The sequence below is a fragment of the Streptomyces sp. NPDC046203 genome (assembly GCF_040646255.1).
GTDB lineage: Bacteria > Actinomycetota > Actinomycetes > Streptomycetales > Streptomycetaceae > Streptomyces.
This window is the reverse complement of sequence record NZ_JBEYZX010000079.1, coordinates 1-18,192: the sequence shown is the minus strand read 5'-3', so window position 1 is coordinate 18,192 and position 18,192 is coordinate 1. Positions and strand designations below refer to the sequence as shown.

9 protein-coding genes and 1 pseudogene are annotated in these 18,192 nt (G+C 70.2%); 3 read left to right on the top strand and 7 right to left on the bottom strand.

The window, feature by feature from the left end; genetic code table 11:
* Positions 1–63: 63 nt before the first annotated feature.
* The 5 genes and pseudogenes from ABZ990_RS30390 to ABZ990_RS30370 form a co-directional block, all read right to left on the bottom strand.
* Entirely contained in the window at positions 64–1,485 is a 1,422-nt protein-coding gene (locus ABZ990_RS30390; protein ID WP_361238570.1) for an RICIN domain-containing protein, read from the bottom strand.
* A gap of 1,484 nt (positions 1,486–2,969) precedes the next feature.
* The gene (locus ABZ990_RS30385) at positions 2,970–4,328 is read right to left on the bottom strand and encodes a hypothetical protein (RefSeq protein WP_361238564.1); all 1,359 of its coding nucleotides are present in this window, start codon (positions 4,326–4,328) and stop codon (positions 2,970–2,972) included.
* Between the two features lie 313 nt (positions 4,329–4,641).
* A pseudogene (locus tag ABZ990_RS30380) lies at positions 4,642–5,025 on the bottom strand (DUF6114 domain-containing protein); the annotation flags it as partial.
* Between the two features lie 133 nt (positions 5,026–5,158).
* On the bottom strand, positions 5,159–5,815 hold the full coding sequence (locus ABZ990_RS30375) for a DUF6230 family protein (RefSeq protein WP_361238561.1): 657 nt from the start codon (positions 5,813–5,815) through the stop codon (positions 5,159–5,161).
* 665 nt (positions 5,816–6,480) lie between these two features.
* Positions 6,481–7,452 carry a tetratricopeptide repeat protein gene (locus ABZ990_RS30370; protein ID WP_361238558.1) on the bottom strand — a complete coding sequence of 324 codons (972 nt, stop codon included), beginning with the start codon at positions 7,450–7,452 and terminating at the stop codon, positions 6,481–6,483.
* Between the two features lie 430 nt (positions 7,453–7,882).
* On the opposite strand from ABZ990_RS30370, the gene ABZ990_RS30365 reads away from it, so the two are divergent.
* Positions 7,883–8,512 (top strand): TetR/AcrR family transcriptional regulator, encoded by a 630-nt coding sequence (locus tag ABZ990_RS30365; RefSeq protein WP_361238567.1) that lies wholly within the window; start codon positions 7,883–7,885, stop codon positions 8,510–8,512.
* A gap of 430 nt (positions 8,513–8,942) precedes the next feature.
* Here the strand turns inward: ABZ990_RS30365 and ABZ990_RS30360 are convergent, their stop codons facing one another.
* Together ABZ990_RS30360 and ABZ990_RS30355 are read right to left on the bottom strand one after the other, a co-directional pair.
* Entirely contained in the window at positions 8,943–9,350 is a 408-nt protein-coding gene (locus ABZ990_RS30360) for a hypothetical protein (RefSeq protein ID WP_361238555.1), read from the bottom strand.
* A 14-nt stretch (positions 9,351–9,364) separates the two neighbouring features.
* A complete protein-coding gene (locus ABZ990_RS30355) occupies positions 9,365–16,570 on the bottom strand; it encodes a polymorphic toxin type 27 domain-containing protein (protein ID WP_361238552.1) in 7,206 nt (2,401 codons plus the stop codon).
* A 37-nt stretch (positions 16,571–16,607) separates the two neighbouring features.
* Here ABZ990_RS30355 and ABZ990_RS30350 point away from each other — a divergent pair, with 37 nt between their 5' ends.
* Both ABZ990_RS30350 and ABZ990_RS30345 read left to right on the top strand, forming a co-directional pair.
* Positions 16,608–16,964: a hypothetical protein gene (locus ABZ990_RS30350; protein WP_361238550.1), complete on the top strand. Its 357-nt coding sequence runs from the start codon at positions 16,608–16,610 to the stop codon at positions 16,962–16,964.
* A 412-nt stretch (positions 16,965–17,376) separates the two neighbouring features.
* On the top strand, positions 17,377–17,949 hold the full coding sequence (locus ABZ990_RS30345; RefSeq protein WP_361238548.1) for a hypothetical protein: 573 nt from the start codon (positions 17,377–17,379) through the stop codon (positions 17,947–17,949).
* Positions 17,950–18,192: the final 243 nt, after the last annotated feature.

Below are 18,192 nucleotides of genomic sequence, written 5' to 3'. Positions count from 1 at the left end.
GGATCAACTCGGTCGGGCTGGTCGTCGTCGGCCAGATCAACGGCAAGCTGCTCGTCGGGCGGGTCAGCCTCGACAAGGTCCCGGGCATCGGTCGTCGGCGTGCGCGGATGCCTGATCGGCGGCCGCTCGGGACGCCTGGGCGTCGTCCGACGCCTCGTGGGCCTGGGCGTACGCCTCCTTCGCGTCGGCCTTGGCGCGGGCGGAGTCGGCCTTCTGCTCGGCGTCCCACGCGTCGTCCCGCTTGTTCTTGGCGGAGTCCTTGGCCTTGACCGCGTCGTTCCGCTTGCCGACCGCGGTGGCCTCCGAGGCCTCCGCCGCCCGCTTCGCGTCCTCGGCCTTGGTGGCTTCCGACTCGGCGTTCTTCTTGTGCTGCGCGGCCTCGCCCTGCTTGGCCGCGGCGGTCTCCATCTCCTTCTTCGCGTTGGCCTCTTCGGCCTCGGCGGCGAGACGCTTGGCGTGCGCGTCGGCGGCGGCCGACTTCGCGTCGCCCTCGGCCTTCAGCGCCTCGACGAGCTTCGCCTCGGCGGTCTCCTTGTCCTTCTTCGCGTTGTCGCGGTGCACCTTGGCCGCGTCGGCGGCGGCCTTCGCCTGGGCCTCGGCGGCGGCCGCGGCCTCCTTGCGGAACTCCGCCTTCGACTGGGCGGCCTGGGCGATCGCGCGCTGCGCGATCGTGTCGCTGTCCGCGGCCGCGGCTCGGGTGGCGGCCTCGGCGGTCTCGCCCGCCTTCACCATCGCGTCGAGTGCCGCGGCGGCACCCTTGGTGACCTGCGCCTTCTGCAGACCGACGAGCAGTCCTCGGCCGCGCGGCGCGCCGTTCTTGTCGGCGATGGCGTAGGCGGCCTGGACCGCGCTGTCGGCGGCGGTCGCGGCGGCCTTGGCCGTGGCGGCGTGCTGCCGGAGTACGGCCAGCTGCTGCACGGCGGCGGCCCGGGCGCTGGTCACACCGGCCGCCGCCTGGGCGATGTGGGCGGCCGACGGGGCCGTACCCGTGTGACCGGACGGCTTGATGACCATCTGCTGCGGGCCGGTGCCGTTGCACGTGGCGAGCAGCGCGTCCTTGCCGAGGTCGTACGTCGGGAAGTTGAGGCACTTGCCCGAGCCGATCCCCTTCAGCGCGGTCGTGGCCCGCGGGGTGTAGGCCCAGGTCTGCGCCGGGCTGCTGTTGCAGGTCCAGATCTGGATCTTCGTGCCGTCCGCCTGGCCGTTGCTGGACACGTCGAGGCACTTGAGGGCCTTGGCGTTGCGCAGGTGCAGGCCGGCGTCGTCGCCTTCGAGGATCCAGCTCTGGGCCGGCGTGCCGTTACAGGTGTACACCTGGACCGGGGTGCCGTTGGTCGTCGCGCCACCCTCCGCCTCCAGGCACTTGCCCGCGGCCGCCTTCAGCTCGATGGTGGTCGGCGCGTTGCCGATCCAGCCGATGCCGCCCGAGGTCCAGTAGTCCTGCCAGCGGGTGAGGTGGTCCGCCTGCCACGAGGAGCCCAGCATCTGGCCGAGCGCGCCGGCACCGTCGGCCAGGGCCTTGGTGGCGTCCTTGGCCGCGGTCATGACCGTGTTGCGCTGGGCGGCCTGCGAGGTGATCTCCTGCTGCCACTCGTCGGCTGCCGCGGCGACGACCGACCCGAGCGCCTTGTCCGGGTCGATCGGGTCACGCCACGCGCAGGTCGAGAAGCGGGTCTTCATGTCCTCGACCGCGATGCGGAACTCCGCGCTGTCCGGCGCGGGAGCGGTCCGGGGGAAGCCGCCGGAGGCGAGGAACAGGCGCGCGTTGTCCGCGCCGGTCGGCTCCAGGCTCCAGTTCGTCAGGTACTCGAAGGCGTCCCGCAGGGCGAGCTGCCGGTTCCAGTCGGGCGAGGACGGGTCGGGAGTGCCGTAGAGCGGCTTTCCCAAAGCCTTGACCGCCGCGACGGTCTTCGCGTCGGCCTTCGGCGTCGAATCCTCGTAGAAGTCGTCCTCGTCCTGCCAGAACCGGTCCGAGATCCACTGGGAGAGCCCGGTTTGGGAGGGGAAGGACTGGCTCCCGTCCGGAGGCCAGTGGAAGGTCGCCTCGTTGAATCCGGCCGGGGTCGCCAGGCCGGCCAGCGGCTTCTTCCAGCCGTCCTGGAGGGTGACGAGAGCCGCGCTCTGCTTCTCGGCCGTCGCCCGGTCGCCGGTGTAGGCCTTGGCGAGCGGGGTGTCCTCCCAGTACTGACGGTTCGCCAGCACGCGGAGCTTGTCGGCCGGCAGGTTGAGGCCGTCCTGGGCGGTGGCGGCCATCGCGGGCCCGCCCAGCCGCAGCACGTCCGCCATCAGGCACTGGTCCTGCCGCAGCAGTTCGGCGGGCGTCTCCTCGTACCAGTCGTAACTGTCCGAGGCCGGCGCCGCGTTCAGCGCGAGCACCTCGGGCCGTACGGCGAGGCCGCCGACGACGGCCAGCGCCGACACGGCGGTGAGGAGGGGGGTGAGGATCCTGGATCTGCCGGACCCCGGGGGGAACAACCCTGGTCTGTGACGCAACGGGTGTCTCTTTCTCCGCTCGACGGGGGCGAGCCGGGAGAGTGCCCGCGCGGCACGCGGTGACCGGGAGCCGGGCGCACGGACGGAGGAGCGGACGGGCGTACGCCGGCGAGCACGCGCGTGGCGTGAGCGTGCTCGTGGGTGACGCGTCCGCACCACTGGTGCGACGGCAGGACGAAAGAGCCCCCGCGTTCGGCGACAGCGTTCCCCCGGCCGCCTGTTGACGTGCGCGCGGGGCCGCATGAGCAAGATCCGTCGCGCGCGGCCTCACCATATGCCTGGCACACACACATGAAAAGAAGATGAGAAAAATAGTGGGGAACTTGTCCACGGAAACACAACAAACGTGTTCACGCACACACAACATCGTGTCTCCGGAAACGCAACTGTGGCCCGCACCACGCCATTTGGCGGTGCGGGCCACAGGGCTCGGACGACTCCCCGGACGGAGTCCGAGAGGCTAGCCCTTGCCGGGCTCAGCCCTTGCCGGGCTCCAGGTAGTTCTCCAGACCCGGGACGCTGAGCGTGCCGCCGAACTGGCCGGCCTGGGTCACCTTGACGTTGGTGAAGAAGGCGAAGGGGACGTTCAGCGGCGGCGGGGCCTGGGGGCTGAAGGTGATCGGGATGAGGCCGAAGAGATTGCCCTTCAGCTCCTCCGTGTACATCGTCACCTCGCCGTCGCGGATCGTGGACGTGGAGCCGGGGCGCGACTTCACATGGCCGGTGGTGCCCGCCGGGCCGACGGTCAGCTGGTGCAGGTCCTTGATGTCCACGGAGCTCGCCGTGAACTTCAGGACCTTCTTGATCTTCCCGCTGCCGGTCTTCACCTCGACGATGCCCTTGTAGTCCAGGCCGTTGAGGGTGAGGAGCGTCGACTCCAGGGTCCACGGGTCGTCGGGGAGCAGTGCCAGGTCGGGCTCCAGCTGGGCCGCCGCCAGCGCCTCCGGGTCGAGCTCGGGGCACGGGAAGCGGGGCTTGGCGCCGTCGGGGATGTCCGTGTCCGTCGTGGCGTCCAGGCCCTTGGCGGAGTCGGGCAGTTCCTCGGTGGTGGCGCCGGCCTGCTCGGCGGCGTTCCGGATGGCTTCCTTGGCCGCGTCGGCCGCCGGGTCCGCCGTCTCCCGGGTCGCGGGCTTGTCCGGGGTCGCGTCCGGGGTCGCGTCCGGCGTGCTGCCGGTCGCCGTGCCGTCCGTCGCGCCGTCCGTCGTGTCCGGGGCGGTCGTGGCGCCCGGGGCGGTGGGCTCCGTGGTGGCGTCCGGGCCCGTCGTCGCGGCGGGCGCGGCGGGCCGGCCCGGGAGGTGGAACAGGTCCCCCAGCGCGTCGCCGACGCCCAGCGGGTCGAGCGGGTTGTACGACGTGGCCGGCGACGGCGTCGTGACCGGTGCCGCCTGGGCGGCGGTCGTGGTCTGCGGCTCGGGTACGGCCGTGTGCTGACGGCCCGGCTCCTCCGCGTCGGTCGTGGCGCCGGGCGAGGGCTCGTCGCTCGCGGACCCGGTCGGGGACGGGGTCACGGGGACGTCCGGGGTGCTCGTGGCGGAGGCCGTCGGCTCCGGGCTCCGCGTCGCCTCGGGCGGGGTCGTCTCCTCGGCCGGCGGCTCGTCCGAGCGGGTCACGCACGGGCCGGGGGCGAAGGGGATGTCCGCCTTGTCGTCGGCGAGGGCGATCCGGGGTGCCAGGCCCATGCCGACGAGGACGGCGGTGGGCATGGCCGCGAGGGCCATCGCCTTGCCCGCGGGCATGTGGAGCTTGCTCAGAAGGGATCTGCGGGGGGCCGCGTGCCGCGGCCCGCTCGGCGCCCCGTCCGGCGCCCCGTCCGACTGTGCTTCGTCACCCCGCACTGTGGTTCCTCCCACCGGTGGCTTCGGTCGTCGTCTCGGCCGCCGGCTCCTTCGTGTCCCGCGCGTCCTGCTCGCCCCGTTCCCCCTGCTCGTCCTGCTGGGGGGCCTGGAGCCGCGCCGTGCCGGCCGTACCGTCGTGCATGTGCTCACCCGGGGCGGCCTCGGCCACCGCGGATCCGGCGCCCGGCGCCCCGGCCGCTCCGTACGTCTCGACCGCGCCCTCCGCGGCGGCTTCACCGGCCTCGGCCCCGGACCCGGCCTCGGTCCCGCCCTCGACCTCACCCTCGATCTCGGCCTCGACCACCGGGTCGGCCGGCGCCCACGCCACCGACATGCCGCCGCCCACGAGGGCGAACAGGAAGCCGACGACCAGACCGCCGAAGTTCGACACGGGCAGCGAGATGAGCCCGAGCACGATCGAGGCGATGCCCGCGAAGACCCGGACGATGGGCTGGAACCACATCGTCAGACCGAGGGTGACGAGCAGGACGCCGATGATCAGCGCACCGGCGCCGGCCGTCGTGGCCATGGCGAGGGTGATGTTGCCCAACCGCACGTCGCCGTACGGGAGATAGCCGATCGGGACACCACCGAGCATGGTGAACAGTCCGGCCCAGAAAGGCCGGGTCTGCCGCCAGACACGGAACCGGTTCTCCTTGCGGACTCCGCTGGAAAAAGTGGTCTCGGCAGCACTCATGGAAGCAACTCCCTGAAAGGGGTGGTACTGAGAAGAAGAGTCCAGGCGAGGGCGCACCCGGCCGGGAGCGGGTGAGGGGGCCGCAGACGACGGCCCCCCACCCCGACGAGTCAGTCCGTCATGGACTTCCGCGTCAGAAGCACTCCTGCTTGCCGACCTTCAGCGAAAGGTCGAGGTCGGGCAGCCGGAAGGTGCCGGCGGTGGTCGCCCACGCCGTCTGCTTCACGCCGGAGAGCTGCGCGTGCTCGGCGCGCTGACCGAAGCCCTCCTTCTTGTACTGCGTGCCGGGCTGGGCGCCGAAGCCGCTCTTCGCACCCAGCTCACCCGCGGCAACACCGATGTCGATGTTGGTGAATTCGGCGTCGGCCTTCAGCGAGGAGACATCCAGGTAGAGGTTCTTCGCATAGACCTGCCGCTGCTTGTCGCCCGCACCCGCGGTGCCGGCCTTCAGCTGAAGCGTGATGTCGGGGAGAACGCCCAGGATCCCCGGCGTCACCACCGACTGGCACATGTTGGTGATCCAGGCGTCGGAGAAGCCGGACACAGCGACCGGGGCCTTGAAGGGCTTGCCATCCAGGGTGTTGCCCTCGGCGACACTGCCGTACTGGACGAAGTTGTCACCGACCAGGCTGTCGGCCCTCACCTTGAACTCCTGGCCGGAGATGGCGAAGGACGCGGCGAGCGCGCCCTGGGCCAGGCCGACGCCGATCGCGGCCGTCGCGGCCACGCTCGGAACCATGACGACGGCGAACCGCTTCCATCTCGTCCCGCCACGAACCTGGGACTTCATAGAGAATCCTCCTTCTCGGACGTACATCTCCGGCGGGCTGGGAGCCCGTCCTGGGATGGGAGAAGTGCTACGTCCTCGGGAAGGGGAACACCGAGGGCTCAGGCGGCACGTCGTGCGTCCGAATCACCGGCGATCACCCCCGAGCGACAACCACTGACCGCGCGGTGCGCGCGGCCGGATTGGACAGGCCCTGCCGGTCTGTGCAGGAACCCCCCTGTCCACGACCGGCGGCACGGCCGCCGGCCCGCCCGGTGGGGACCCTCCGCCGCGCCGTTCGGCGGGTGTGCCGGGTTGGTGCGGTGTCGGACCGAGCGTGGCCGATCGTGGTCCATTCCGGGCGCCCGCACAAGAGGGTTCATTACCCGCTGGTAACGACTTGATGACCATGGTGCGACACACCGGCACCAAGCGGGTACGGAGGGTGTCCCCGTGTGACGGCATAAAGGGGGAGGGAGGCGCGCGAACCCGGACAGAAAGCGGGTTCCGATTTACTACAAGTAACAGCGACCGCGTTTACCAAGTTTTGGTAAAGCGCGGTCGCCGGATGTCGCCGTGTCGCCAAATCGTCCCCGGCCAGGACGGACGCGAGCGGCCTCGGAAGCCGGGAAGGATCCGACAGGATCAGTTGGGGTCAGTCGGGATCAGGTGGGATCGGACGGGGAGGGTCAGAACAGGGCGCTCGCCAGGGCCTGTCGCGCCGCGGTCACCCGCGGGTCCTCGGGGCCGATGACCTCGAACAGTTCGAGCAGTCGGACCCGGACCGCGTCCCGGTCCTCGCCCGCCGTGCGGCGCACGGTGTCGATCAGCCGCCCGAAGGCGTCCTGGACGTGACCGCCCGCCAGGTCGAGATCCGCGGCGGCGATCTGCGCCGTGACGTCGGCCGGGTTCTCGGCGGCGTTCTTGCGCACCTCGCCCGGGTTCATCGCCTGGACCCGCGCGAGCAGTTCGGCCTGCGCGAGACCGAGCTTGGCCTCCGGGTGTGCCGGGTCGTCGGCGAGCACGTTCTTGTACGCCTGGATCGCGCCGGACATGTCGCCGGCGTCGAGCGCGGACACGGCCGCGTCCAGCAGGGCGTCGTACGGACCGGCGGGCACCTCGGCGGAGCGCCCGGCACCGGCGGCGGCGTCCGGGTCGACCTGGAGACCGGTGAGGCCGAAGCGCTCCTCGGCGACCTGCACCAGCTGGTCCAGGGTCTCCCGGATCTGCGCCTCGGGCGCCGCGCCCTGGAAGAGGGGCAGGGCCTGACCGGCGACGACCGCGAACACGGCCGGGATTCCCTGGATGCCGAACTGCTGCATCAGCATCTGGTTGGCGTCGACGTCGACCTTGGCCAGCAGGAAGCGGCCGTTGTACTCGACGGCGAGACGTTCCAGCAGGGGGCCGAGCTGCTTGCAGGGCTCGCACCACTCGGCCCAGAAGTCGATGACGACCGGGACCTCGGCGGACCGCTGGATGACGTCGTGCTCGAAGCCGGCCTCGTCGACGTCGATCACCAGGGCGGACGGGGTCACGGCCGGCGTACCGCCGTGCCGCGCCGCTTCGGCGCGCGTCTGCTCCGCCTTGGCCTTGGCCTCACCGGCCGCCTTCACCGCGGCGAGGTCGACGACGCCGCTCATGGACATGTTTCGGGGCTGCATGGTCCCATCCTCCCCCTTCCGCGCGCGTGAGCGGTAAGCATCGGACGAACCGGGCCGTCCGGGGCGGGAAGGCGCGGGTCTCGCTTCGCTTCGTTCGGTCCGTACGCGCCCCGGCTCGTACATGTCTGTACGTGCCTGCGCGGCGTACCTCGTACTCGGGCGCGGGGCCCGTTCGTGCTCGGGCATGGCGCCCGTCGTGCTCGTACGTACCGCTGCAACTGCCGTAACTGCCGTACTGCGTGCGCCGGGTCCCCACCCGGCGCGGTGGTTGTCGCGAGGAGCCGGCCGGTGCCGGCCGCCGTCTTTCGCTACGCGTCGTAGCGTAATCGTCCCACCAGGCACTCGGGCCCCGATCCGGCGTGAACTGCCTCACATCACCGACCCCTGGCGCAATACCTACTGACGGGTATGGTCGTCGACCATGTCCCCTATGTGTCACTCCTCCAGCCCCCGGGGCCGCGCCGGGCGCCCCCGCTCCGCCGAGGCCGGAGAGGCGATCCTGGAGGCGACCCGGGCCGCCCTCGTCGACCTCGGCTGGTCGAAACTGTCCATGGGAGACGTCGCCACCCGCGCGGGGGTGGCCAAGACCACCCTCTACCGGCGCTGGGCCAACAAGAACGAACTCGTCGTCGACGCCGTCGCCGTTCTCTTCGACGAACTCGAACTACCCGATCTGGGCTCACTCCAAGCCGACATCGAACACGTGGTCGTGCAATTCGCGGCGCTCCTCGAACGGCCCGAGACCAAGACCGCGCTCATGGCCGTCGTCGCCGAGTCCACCCGCGACGAGCCCCTGCGGGAACGCATCCGCACCTCCATCGTCGAACGCCAGAAACGCCTCGTCCTCGCCGGGCGCGAGCGCGCGCAGGCACGCGGGGAACTGCCGGCGGGGCGCGACGCGGAGGCGGTCGCCATGACGGACGACCTGATCTTCGACGTGGTGGCGGGAGCGGTCGTGCATCGCGCGCTGGTGAGCGCGGAGCGGGTGGACGGGGCGTGGGCGACGCGGTTGTCGGCGTTGCTGATCGGGGGGCTGGGGGCACTAGCCGAGGATGCCTAGCCCAATCCCAGGCCTCGGCATCCGAACGACGCCCTCCACTTGATCACTCCGGCTGGCTACCCATGCCCGCCCGCAGATCCACTCCCGCTCGTGGAGATGTCACGCATCCAGGGTGGACCCCCTTCCATTCCACTCTGGCATGCGAGGTGTTGGCGCCGATCGATCGTGCGACGCCGAGAGACCGGCGCCAACACGACCGTCGGCGGTCCGACAGCGATCCTCGGCAGATCCGGAGGTCAGGTCCTGAGTCGACGTACTCAGTTCCTTGATCCGTCAAGTGCGTTTCGGGAGGTATCGGAGCCCGGGGCGCACAGCAGGGGGCTTGCCCTGTGCTTCGGGCACAGGGCAGGCCCTTTCCCTTGTCCGCCTGACGGCAGGGCAGGGGAGCGCCCGCGGCGCCACCCCCATGGCGGTTACGGCGGACAGACGGTCAGCCGACCAGCCCCGATTCCGCTGGGAACTCCGGGGGCCAGGGCTGACTCGGGTCGTATAGCCACTGCCGATCACCCATCAGTGCGTACTCCGCCTCACGCCAGCTCGGATTGCTGGCGACGACGAAGCTGTCGCCGTCCCGCTCCAGCATCCACGTGAAGGCGTCATCCCCCGCCGGAATGCTGTGCCGTTCGTGGAGCACGCCGAACTCGGCGGCAGTCGCCCGCCGGATGTGGAGCCCGTCGTAGAAGGGCCTGAGGAACATCAGCTCCACGTGTCCGAAATAGACCTCAATCTTCGTGGTCCCATTCGTCGGCGTGGCCTCACTGGTCAGGAAGAGCTGGCGGTGTGAGGGGTTGAACCTGCTCACAATGAAGTCCCGCCCTTCCCGAGTGAAATCCGTCATTTTCGCTCCCTTCTTCATTCGACCGGGGTGCCGTTGCTGTAGGTGAAGCGCGTCGGATGGACGAGCTCGTACTTCTTCTCGACCGGGTTGTACATGTACCAATTGACGGACTTCCAGGAGCGGTATTCCATTCGCATGGATGTGCGAAGTTTGACCATCTCCCAGGCAGTTCCGTAACCACCAGCCTGGACGGCCTCCCAACTACTGTTCTCGATGGTCTCTCCTCGCGCCAGAAGCATGCTCAGCGCCTCGTCGGCGGTCTTGGCGCCGTCGACACCGTCCAGGCACACCGAAATCGTCACTTTGGGATTCTCAACGGCTCGCTCCACGCCCACCGTCCAGAGGGCACGTTGTCCATAGCCTATGCTCTCCGGCATCACGATGCCGTAGTTCTTGTTGTTGAAGGTTTTCCCGCCGATTTTGGCGGCCAGGTTGTCCGAGCCTGGCAGGTCCTTTCCGCGGTTGACACCGAGAACGATGTGATCACCGTCCTTGACGATGTCCTTGAGAATCTCCCCGCACTTCTTAATGACATCGTCGTTGGCCGTCGCTGCCGCGACCGAGAACTTCGCGAGCTTGAGGGAGGCGGTGCCCGCCGCCTCACACGCCGTCCCAAGCTTTCTGAAGATGCGGCTGATGATGCCCTGGACAGCAGCCTCGGTCAGGCCGACGGTGCGCAGCGCCATGAAGGCGTCCATGAACCCGATGCCCGTCTTGACGGCGGCGTCCATCGCCATGACCGCGGTCTTGCCGGTCCTGAAGAGCAGGCCCCCCACGAACCAGCCGATGGCCCAGGCACAGTCTCCCCAGGTGCCCCCGGGGAGACCCGGCATGAGCTTCTTCGCACAGCCGATGAAGTCGCCGAGCAGGACGTCGATCGGATCGATGCCCGAGTTGAACTCGGTCATCGTCAGCGTGACGGTGATGGTCTTCTTCTGCTGATCCGTGACCTCGGGGCCGAGGAACACCGTCTCAGCTGCTGGGCAAATGCCTGCCGCTATGTAGGACTCCCACGGCATCATGCACATGTACACGTCGACATGCGACCTGTACGTGATGTCGGCCGTGATCTTGCAGTCGCCGACGTGCCAGATCGGGTTGCAGTTGTCCTTGACGACATTCTTCGGGTCGCCGATGTACTCGATGTGGTCAAGGACTGCCCACACGTCGCTGATGCTGGTGGTGGCGCCCTGCGAGATCTGCTCGGAGCTGCCCCTCTTTTCGGTGCGGTCCGCCGCGTCCTGTGCCTCCTCGGCTGCCTGGCGAGCGCCTTCGGCGGCCTTCTCTGCGGCGGTCGCGTCGATCTCCGCCTTGTCGGCGCTGGAGCGGGCGGCGACCGCGTCGGCCTCCGCCTGGGTGGCGACCTGACGGGCGTGGGCAGCGTCGTGTTCCGCCTCCGTCGCCGCGCTGTCGGCGGCGACGGCGTCACGCTCGGCGTCGTTCGCCGCCGAGTTCGCCGCCATCGCTTCGGCTCCGGCCGCCTGCGCGTAGCCGTCGGCCCGCGTCGCCGAGCCCTGTGCGGCCTTGGCATCGGCTGCGGCCTGGTTGGCCGAGGCCTGCGCCCGCTGGTACGCCTTGGCGGCGCGCAGCGAGTCGTCGGCGGCTGCCGCCGACGCCTCCAGGGCCAGCTTCATGTCCGCTGAGGCCTGCGCCGCGAGAGCCTTCGCCTCCGCCGAGAACTTTTCGGCGAGATCGGCCGTGGCGGCGGCCGAGGCCGCTTGCTGCTGGGCCACCGTCAGGGACGCCTGCCCTGTCAGGACAGCGAACGCGGCGGAGCTGTCCTGCTGCTGGTACGGCGTGCCGAGGGCGATCGCGTCTTGCGCCGGCCGGGTCACGGCGGCGGCGGAGTCGCGGGCCGCGAGCGAGGACGCCACGGCGGCCTGGGCTTTGCCAGCGGTCACAGCCGCCCAGTTCGCGGTCTGTTGTGCCTCGGAACGGGCGGCTGTCGCCTCGGTCTTGGCGGTTTTGGCCGCCGCGTTCACCTTGGCCGATTCGTCCTTGGCGCCCTTGGCGTCGGCAGCGGCCGCTTCGGAAGCGTCGATGGCCTCGGCCGCCTTCGCGTGCGCGGTGGCAGCCGAGCCAGCCGCGACAAGGTACGACGCCCAGGTGGCGTCGGCCGCAGCGCGGGCCCGGGACGCGGCGCCCTCCGCCTTGGTCGCGGCCTCCCGGGCGTTGACGGCGGCGGTCGTGGCCGCGTTCGCCGCTGCCCGCGCGCTCGTCGCGGCCGTGGTGGCGGTGTTCGCGGCGCTGCGCGCGTCGGTCGCGGCGGTGCGGGAAGCCTCCGCCGCGTCCGTCCCTTCATCGGCAGCCGCGTTGGCCTCCAGGGCCTCCGCCTTCGCCTTCAGTGAGTCGCGCCGCTGTTCCGCCTCCAGGGCGTCGTTGCGGGCAGCGACGGCATCTCTCTCGGCCTGCTCAGCGGCCTTCCGCTGGTTGGCGGCGACTGTGCCGGAGGCCTCCGCGGAAGTGCGGGCGTCGCTCGCTATCCGGCCCTGGGCGACGGCGTCGGCCTCGTGGCCGGCGGCGAGGTCCCGCTCGCGCTCGGCGGTGGCTCGGTAAGCCGCCGCGTTGGCGCGCTCCAGGTCGGCGATGCCACGTGTGCGCTGCGCGTCGGCGGCAGCCTGGCGGGCTCTGCCCTCAGCGGCGGCCGCGTCCTCCTTGGCCTTCTTCGCGACGGCCGCATTGTTCGCGGCGGAGGTGGCGTACGCGTCGGCGCTGTTGGCGGCGGCCTTCGCCTGGGCGGCGGCCTCCTGGGCGGCGATCCGATGGAACTCTGTACTGACCGCGTGCGACTCGGTCTTCGCCAGGGCCAGCAGCGCCTGAGAGGTGGAGACCGTGGCGTTGGCCGCGTTCAGGGCCGTCTCCGTCGCCTTGGCGGCGGCGGTCGCGGCGGCGCCCGAGGCGCGGGCCACCTGCACCGACTGCTGAGCGTACATCAGGCCCCGGCCGCGCGGCACTTCGGCCGCGTCCGCGATGGTCCATGCCTGCTGCTGGGCCGTGACCGCGCGCGCCGAGGCGGCGTTGGCGGCCGTGGCCTGCCCGGCCGCGGCGGCCTTCAGCGCCTGGACGCGGCCCCGGGCCTTGGCCAGGTCCGTGTTCGCACGGTCGAACAGCGCCTTCTTCGGCTTGTCGAGAGGGCTCGGGTCATGCTCCAGCCGGTCGTGCCAGTACTTCTGCCAGCGCAGAATCTGGTCGGCGAGCCACGCCTGCCCGATGGCGTCCACCATGTTGTCGGCGGCGGCGCGGGTCGCGGCGGCGGCATCGGCCTCCGCGCGCATGATCAGAGCCCGGGGCGCGGCCTGGGCGGCATACTCGGCTTCCCACTCGGCGGACGCCTGCGAGGCGGCCTCGGACAGGGAGTTGCGCGGGTCGATGGGGTCGGTGTGATCACAGCCGGCCCACGCCTGCTTGAGGTATTCGACCTCCGAACGGAAGCCGGGGCTGTCCTCGCTTACCTTGCCGGCGAGGAAGCCACCGTGGCGCAGGTAGGTGGCGATGTCGGAGGCAGTGGTGACGCCGGAGTAACGGGTGTTGGATACGTCTCGAAGCATGATGTCTGCTTCAAAGTCGAACCAGGTGTCCTTGCCCCGGTTCTGCTCAGTGATCTCCCGCGCCTTCGCCAGCGCTTCGGCGCTGGGGTTGGTGTGGTCGTCCCGGCCCAGGCGGTGGGACAGCTCGTACTGCACGGCGAGCGTGAAGCCGAGAATGTCCTTGCTGAACTCCGGCGCGTGCAGGGTGATGCCGTCATCGAACGAGCTCATCGCGTAGGGCCTGTTGGCATCCTCCAGCAGGGCCTGACGGGCCGCGATGGCGTCCATGTACGTCGTGCCGGCGGCGCTGTCCTTGTCCTGGGCCTGCCCCAAGGGGCCGAAACCGATCCAGCCGACGTCCCCGATGACCGCGTTCAGCTCGGCGTTCGTGCCGGTCAGGCCATCGATGGCCTTGGCCTTCATCTGTGCGCCGCCTGCGTGCAGGGCGACGCCGGCCAGGCATCGGTCGCGACGCGGAGTGGCGCGGGCGTCCCGGATGACGGCCGTCAGCTCGTTCAGCCGGACCAGGGCTTTGTCGGCATCCACGAAGATCCGCCGGACACCGGAGGAGACCTTCTCGATCGCCTGCGCGAGCGCGGGCATACGACCCACGATCACGGCGTTCGACGCGACGTCGACGAGGTCCCAGAGGCAGGTCTCGACATCCGACACAGCCAGGCACTGCTCGACCTTGGCGGCGTCGAGCTGGTCGAAGAGGATCTGGCCGCCGTTGTCGGTGGCCCACTTCACGATGCCCACGGACACGGCCTTGAGCCCGTCGCGGTAGTCGTCGACACAGGTCTGGCCACAGGCGTCGAGGAGAATCTTCTCCTCCCGCTCGCCCAGCACAGGCCAGTTGTCCGCGCCGCCCTTGATGGGCGTGACGCCCTCGGCGAGGGCGTCCTTGTGAGCGGCTTCGTTCTTCTCCCGCTGCTCCTGCTCGGCCTTGTCAGCTGCTTCCTCGGCGGCGGTGGAGTCACCGGTGGCGTCGGATGCCTTCGACTCGGCGTCCTTGGCCGCCTTTTCGGCCTCGGCGGCCTTGCGCGCGGCCTCCGCCGCGGCCTCGGCCGAACGTCCGGCTTTGCCCTGCGCCTCGGCGGCGTGCCGTTCGGCGTCGGTGGCCTCGCGGTCGGCGGCCGTGGCCTCGTTCTCGACCTCGGACGCGATGAGCCGGGCGCTGGCCGCGTTGTTCCCGGCCTGCTGGGCGTGAGCGGAGGCGGCGTCGGCCGCCGTCTTCGCGTTCTTCTGTTCCTGTGCGGCCTCGGCGGCGGACTTCTGGGCCCGGGCGACGGCTTCGGCGGCGCGGACCGAGTCGGCGGCGGCGTGAGCGGCGGCCTCGGCCGCGAGCTTCGCATCGCCCTGCGCCTGGCCGGCGGCGGCCTGGGCGTCGACGGCCGCCTGGTTGGCCTCCGCCGCCTTGGCCGCCGCGGCGGCTGCCTGCTGTTCGGCGATCGTCTTCGAGGACTGACCCACCAGCACCGCGAACGCAGCCGAGGAGTCCTTCTCCTGATATGGCGTGCCCACCGAGATCGCCTCGTGCGAGGCGGCGACGGCTTCCTTGGCGCTGTCGCGGGCGGCGAGCGCGGCCTGGCCGGCGGCGTAGGCCCGGCCGACGACGGTGGCGGCGGACTTCACCGCCTCGTCGGCTTCGCTCTGGGCGGCTGAGGACTCCTCCTGCGCCTTCTCGGCGGCCTCGGCGGCGTTCTCGGCGGCGGTGCCCGCGTTGTCCGCCCGGATCGCCGCTTCCTGCGAGGCGTCCAGCGCGGTGGCGGCGGCGGCATGCGCGGCCGAGGCAGCACCGAGCGAGGAGTAGTACGCGGACCAAGCCGCGTCGGCGCTCGCACGGGCCCGCTCGGCGGCCCCCTCGGCCTTGGTGGCGGCGCTCCGGGCGGTGACGGCGGCCGCGGTGGCCTCGTCGGCGGCCGACTGAGCGGCGGTCGCGGCTTCGGCGGCCTTGGTGGCAGCCGTCCGGGCCGCGGTGGCGGCGCTACGGGTCTCGGCGGCCGCCTCGGTACCGGCTGCGGCGGCCGCCGCAGCCTCCAAGGCGGCGGCACGTGCCGCCGCGGCCTGCTTGTCCCGCAGCGCGGAGAAGACCTTCTCGCGCGCTATCTGGGCGGCCTTCGCCTTCCCATCCGCGATCTTCCGCTTGGCCTGGGCGTCGGCGGACGCCGTACCGGCGTCGGTGTCGGCACTCTGCGCGGCTGTCTTCTGCGTACCGGCGCGCTCTTCGGCGTCGACGGCCTTGGCGCGCTCGGCAGCGGCCTTGGCGCGCTCGGCGGCGGCGACCGCCTTCTCCGTCTGTGCCTTGGCGCGCTCGCTCGCGGCGGTCGCGGCGGCCTTCTCGGCCTTGTCCCGCTTCTGCTCCGCGGTCGTACGAGCCGACTTGGCGGTATTGGCGGACTGGTCCGCCGCCGCGGCGTTGGCCTCGGCGCTGTCGGCGGCGGCCTTGGCCTGGGCAGCGGCCTCCTCGGCCGCGACCCGGCGGAACTCGGTGTTGACCGTGTGCGACTCGGTCTGCGCCTTGGCGAGCAGGGCGTCAGCGTCTTCCGCCGTCGCCTTCGTGGCGGCCAGGGAGGTCTCGGTGGCCTTCGCGGCCGCCTGGGCGGCGGAGGCGGAGGCGCGTGCGACCTGTACCGACTGCTGCGCGTACATCAGACCCCGGCCGCGCGGCACATGAGTAGCGTCGGCGACGGACCAGGCCTCCTGCTGCGCGGTCGCGGCCTTCTGCGCCGCCACGGCGGCTTCGGCAGCCTGTGTCTTGGCCGAGTCGGCCCGTGCGGCCGCGATGCTGCGGGCCTGGGCCAGGTCGGCCGTCGCCCTGTCATACAGCGCCTGGTCAGGCCGTCCCGGGTGCTCGGGCCAACTGGCGAGAGCGTTCAGCCAGTACTTGCGCCACGACAGAATCTGCTTGGCGAGCCACGCCTGCCGGATGGCCTCGATCATGTCGTCGGTGGCGGCGCGGGTCGCCGAGGCGGCGTCCGCTTCGGCCTGCACAATCGTGGCACGCTGAGCGGACTGCCCGGCGTACTCCTGCTCCCACTCGACCATCGCGCTCATTACCGGGGCGTTGAGTACGCGCCGGGGATCGACCGGGTTCTGCCAGTCACAGCCGGCCCAGGCCTGCTTGAGGCCCTCGACCTCAAGCCGGTACCCGGCGGAGTCCTTGGCAGGAGCCTCGGTCGCGAAACCTCCATGCCGCAGATAGGACGCGATGTCGTTGGAGGTCGTGCCACCCGAGTACTTAGTGTTGACGTCCCGGAGCATCCAGTAAGCGGCGTAGTCGTGCGACTCGTCCTTGCCGTTGTTCTCCTCGGCGAGCGCCCGGGCCCTGTCGACTGCTTCAGCGCCGGCCTCGCTGTGGCCGTCCCAACCGAGCGGGGAAGCGAGTTGGACCTGTGCGAGTGCGGTGAAGTAGTTCACGTCCGCGCCGAAGACGGGCGCGTGATACTCCACCACATCGCTGGTCCAGAGAGACCGGTAAGGCTTGGTGGCCTCATCGAGATCTCTGGTGTGCTGCGTGAGGGCATTCATGTAGGTGCCGGCCGCCGCAGTGTCGGCCTTCTTGGCTTCGCCCAGGGGGCCGAAATCGATCCAGCCGACGGAACCGATGACTTCGCTGAGCTTCTCCGCAGTGCCCGTCAGGCCCTCAATGGCCTTGGCCTTCATCGCGGGTCCACCGACGTGAAGCGCCACGCCAGTGATACAGCGGCCCCGCCGAACATCCTGGCCGATGCTGTTGCGAGTGACGCCGGTGTCCTCCTCGGGCACCGAGTCGGCGAAGGCCGGAGCGGACTGGATCACGCCGGCCAGTACGGCGGAGGCGGTGACGAGCGCCGTCGTCCCGGTGGCCCTGGTGAGGGCCGACCGTATGCGACGCCGGCGTCTGCCGACGTCTCTGAACAAAGACATGCTGTGCCTGACAATCTCTCGATCGCTCGGCAGCAATATTCGCGGGCATGCCAAAGGAGCGGCCCTGTTCAGCCACGTGAGCTATTACGGCCACGCCGAAGCGGCCGCCCCACCCCTAGAACTTCACTGCCGCTTACTCCGTGAAGATGTCACGTCTTTCTCGCCGGGTGAAGATTAAATAATTCAGACCCGCCGACACGAAGGCCCCACAGGCGAACAAAACGAACATATTCTTGATCATTTCGTTACCAACCACGGGAACCGCAGGTCGAGCCCTCTTGGATGGGGTGCTTCGCATTTACGACGCAAAGGGTGCAAATCACGGAGTACCGAACATGCGGTCACGTCGAAGCCGAAACGTAATCCCCTAAAACGCCTCTCACAGTTAAGATCACTTCGCCTGTGATCTGCACGCGTGTAAAAGACCGGAAAGAACGAAGAACATGAGACTACGCAGGGCCCTTCCGATCGCCGCCGCAATACCCGTCCTTTTCCTGGCGGCCGCCTGCAGTGGAAAGTCGGACGATTCCGGGGAGAAGAAGCCTCCAGCCGCCGGAAAGAGCACACAGAGCCCCGCCGAGAAGGAGGCCGTGGAAGCAAAGCGGCTCGGGACCCTCGACACCTCTGCCCTGGAGAAAGTGATCCTCACCGGCCAGTCCGCCGGCTTCAACGCCAAGAAGATCGCCAAGGCGGAGGTCGAGGCCGGCCGCGACATGGAGGCCGACCGGAAGAAGTGCCAGCCGCTGGCCAGCCTCATCGGGGGCTTCACTCACATCCGGCCGGTCGCCACCGCCCACCGCTCGCTCCAGGCCGCCAATGCCGTCAACGCCACCGTCGGCTCGATGTGGCTCGCCTCGCACTCCGACGCGAACGCGACGCGGGTCATGGACGATCTGAGCGCCGCCGTCACCGCCTGCCCCAAAGGCTTCAAGACTCTCGGTCTCACCTATGGCAAGGTCGAATCCCTGCCGGCACCCAAGCTGGGCGAAAAGGCCGTCGCGTACCGGATCACCGGCGACATCGGGAAGCAGAAGGTCCCCATGACGTTCACCGTCGTCCGCCAGGGGAACATCATCGCCGCCTTCTACGGCGTGAACATGCTGGACCACGACCACGCGGCGATCCCGGAACCGGTCGTGAAGGCCCAGCTGGATCGCCTCTGACCCCGCCCGCAAGCCAGGGCACGGTCGGCCAGGGGTGTCGCCCCACAGGGTTGTTGACGCCGGGCGCGGTTGAAGTGTTCATCTTCGCCGTTGATCCGCGGACGATCGAGGTGCGTTTCCTCATGGGGGATGCCGGCCACGATGAGAGACCGGGGGCAGCCTCGTCCTCACCATCCACGGACGACACGGCGCGGACACCCAGCGGTGTGAGAGAGGGGTGTCACGGGGAAACCCCGTGACACC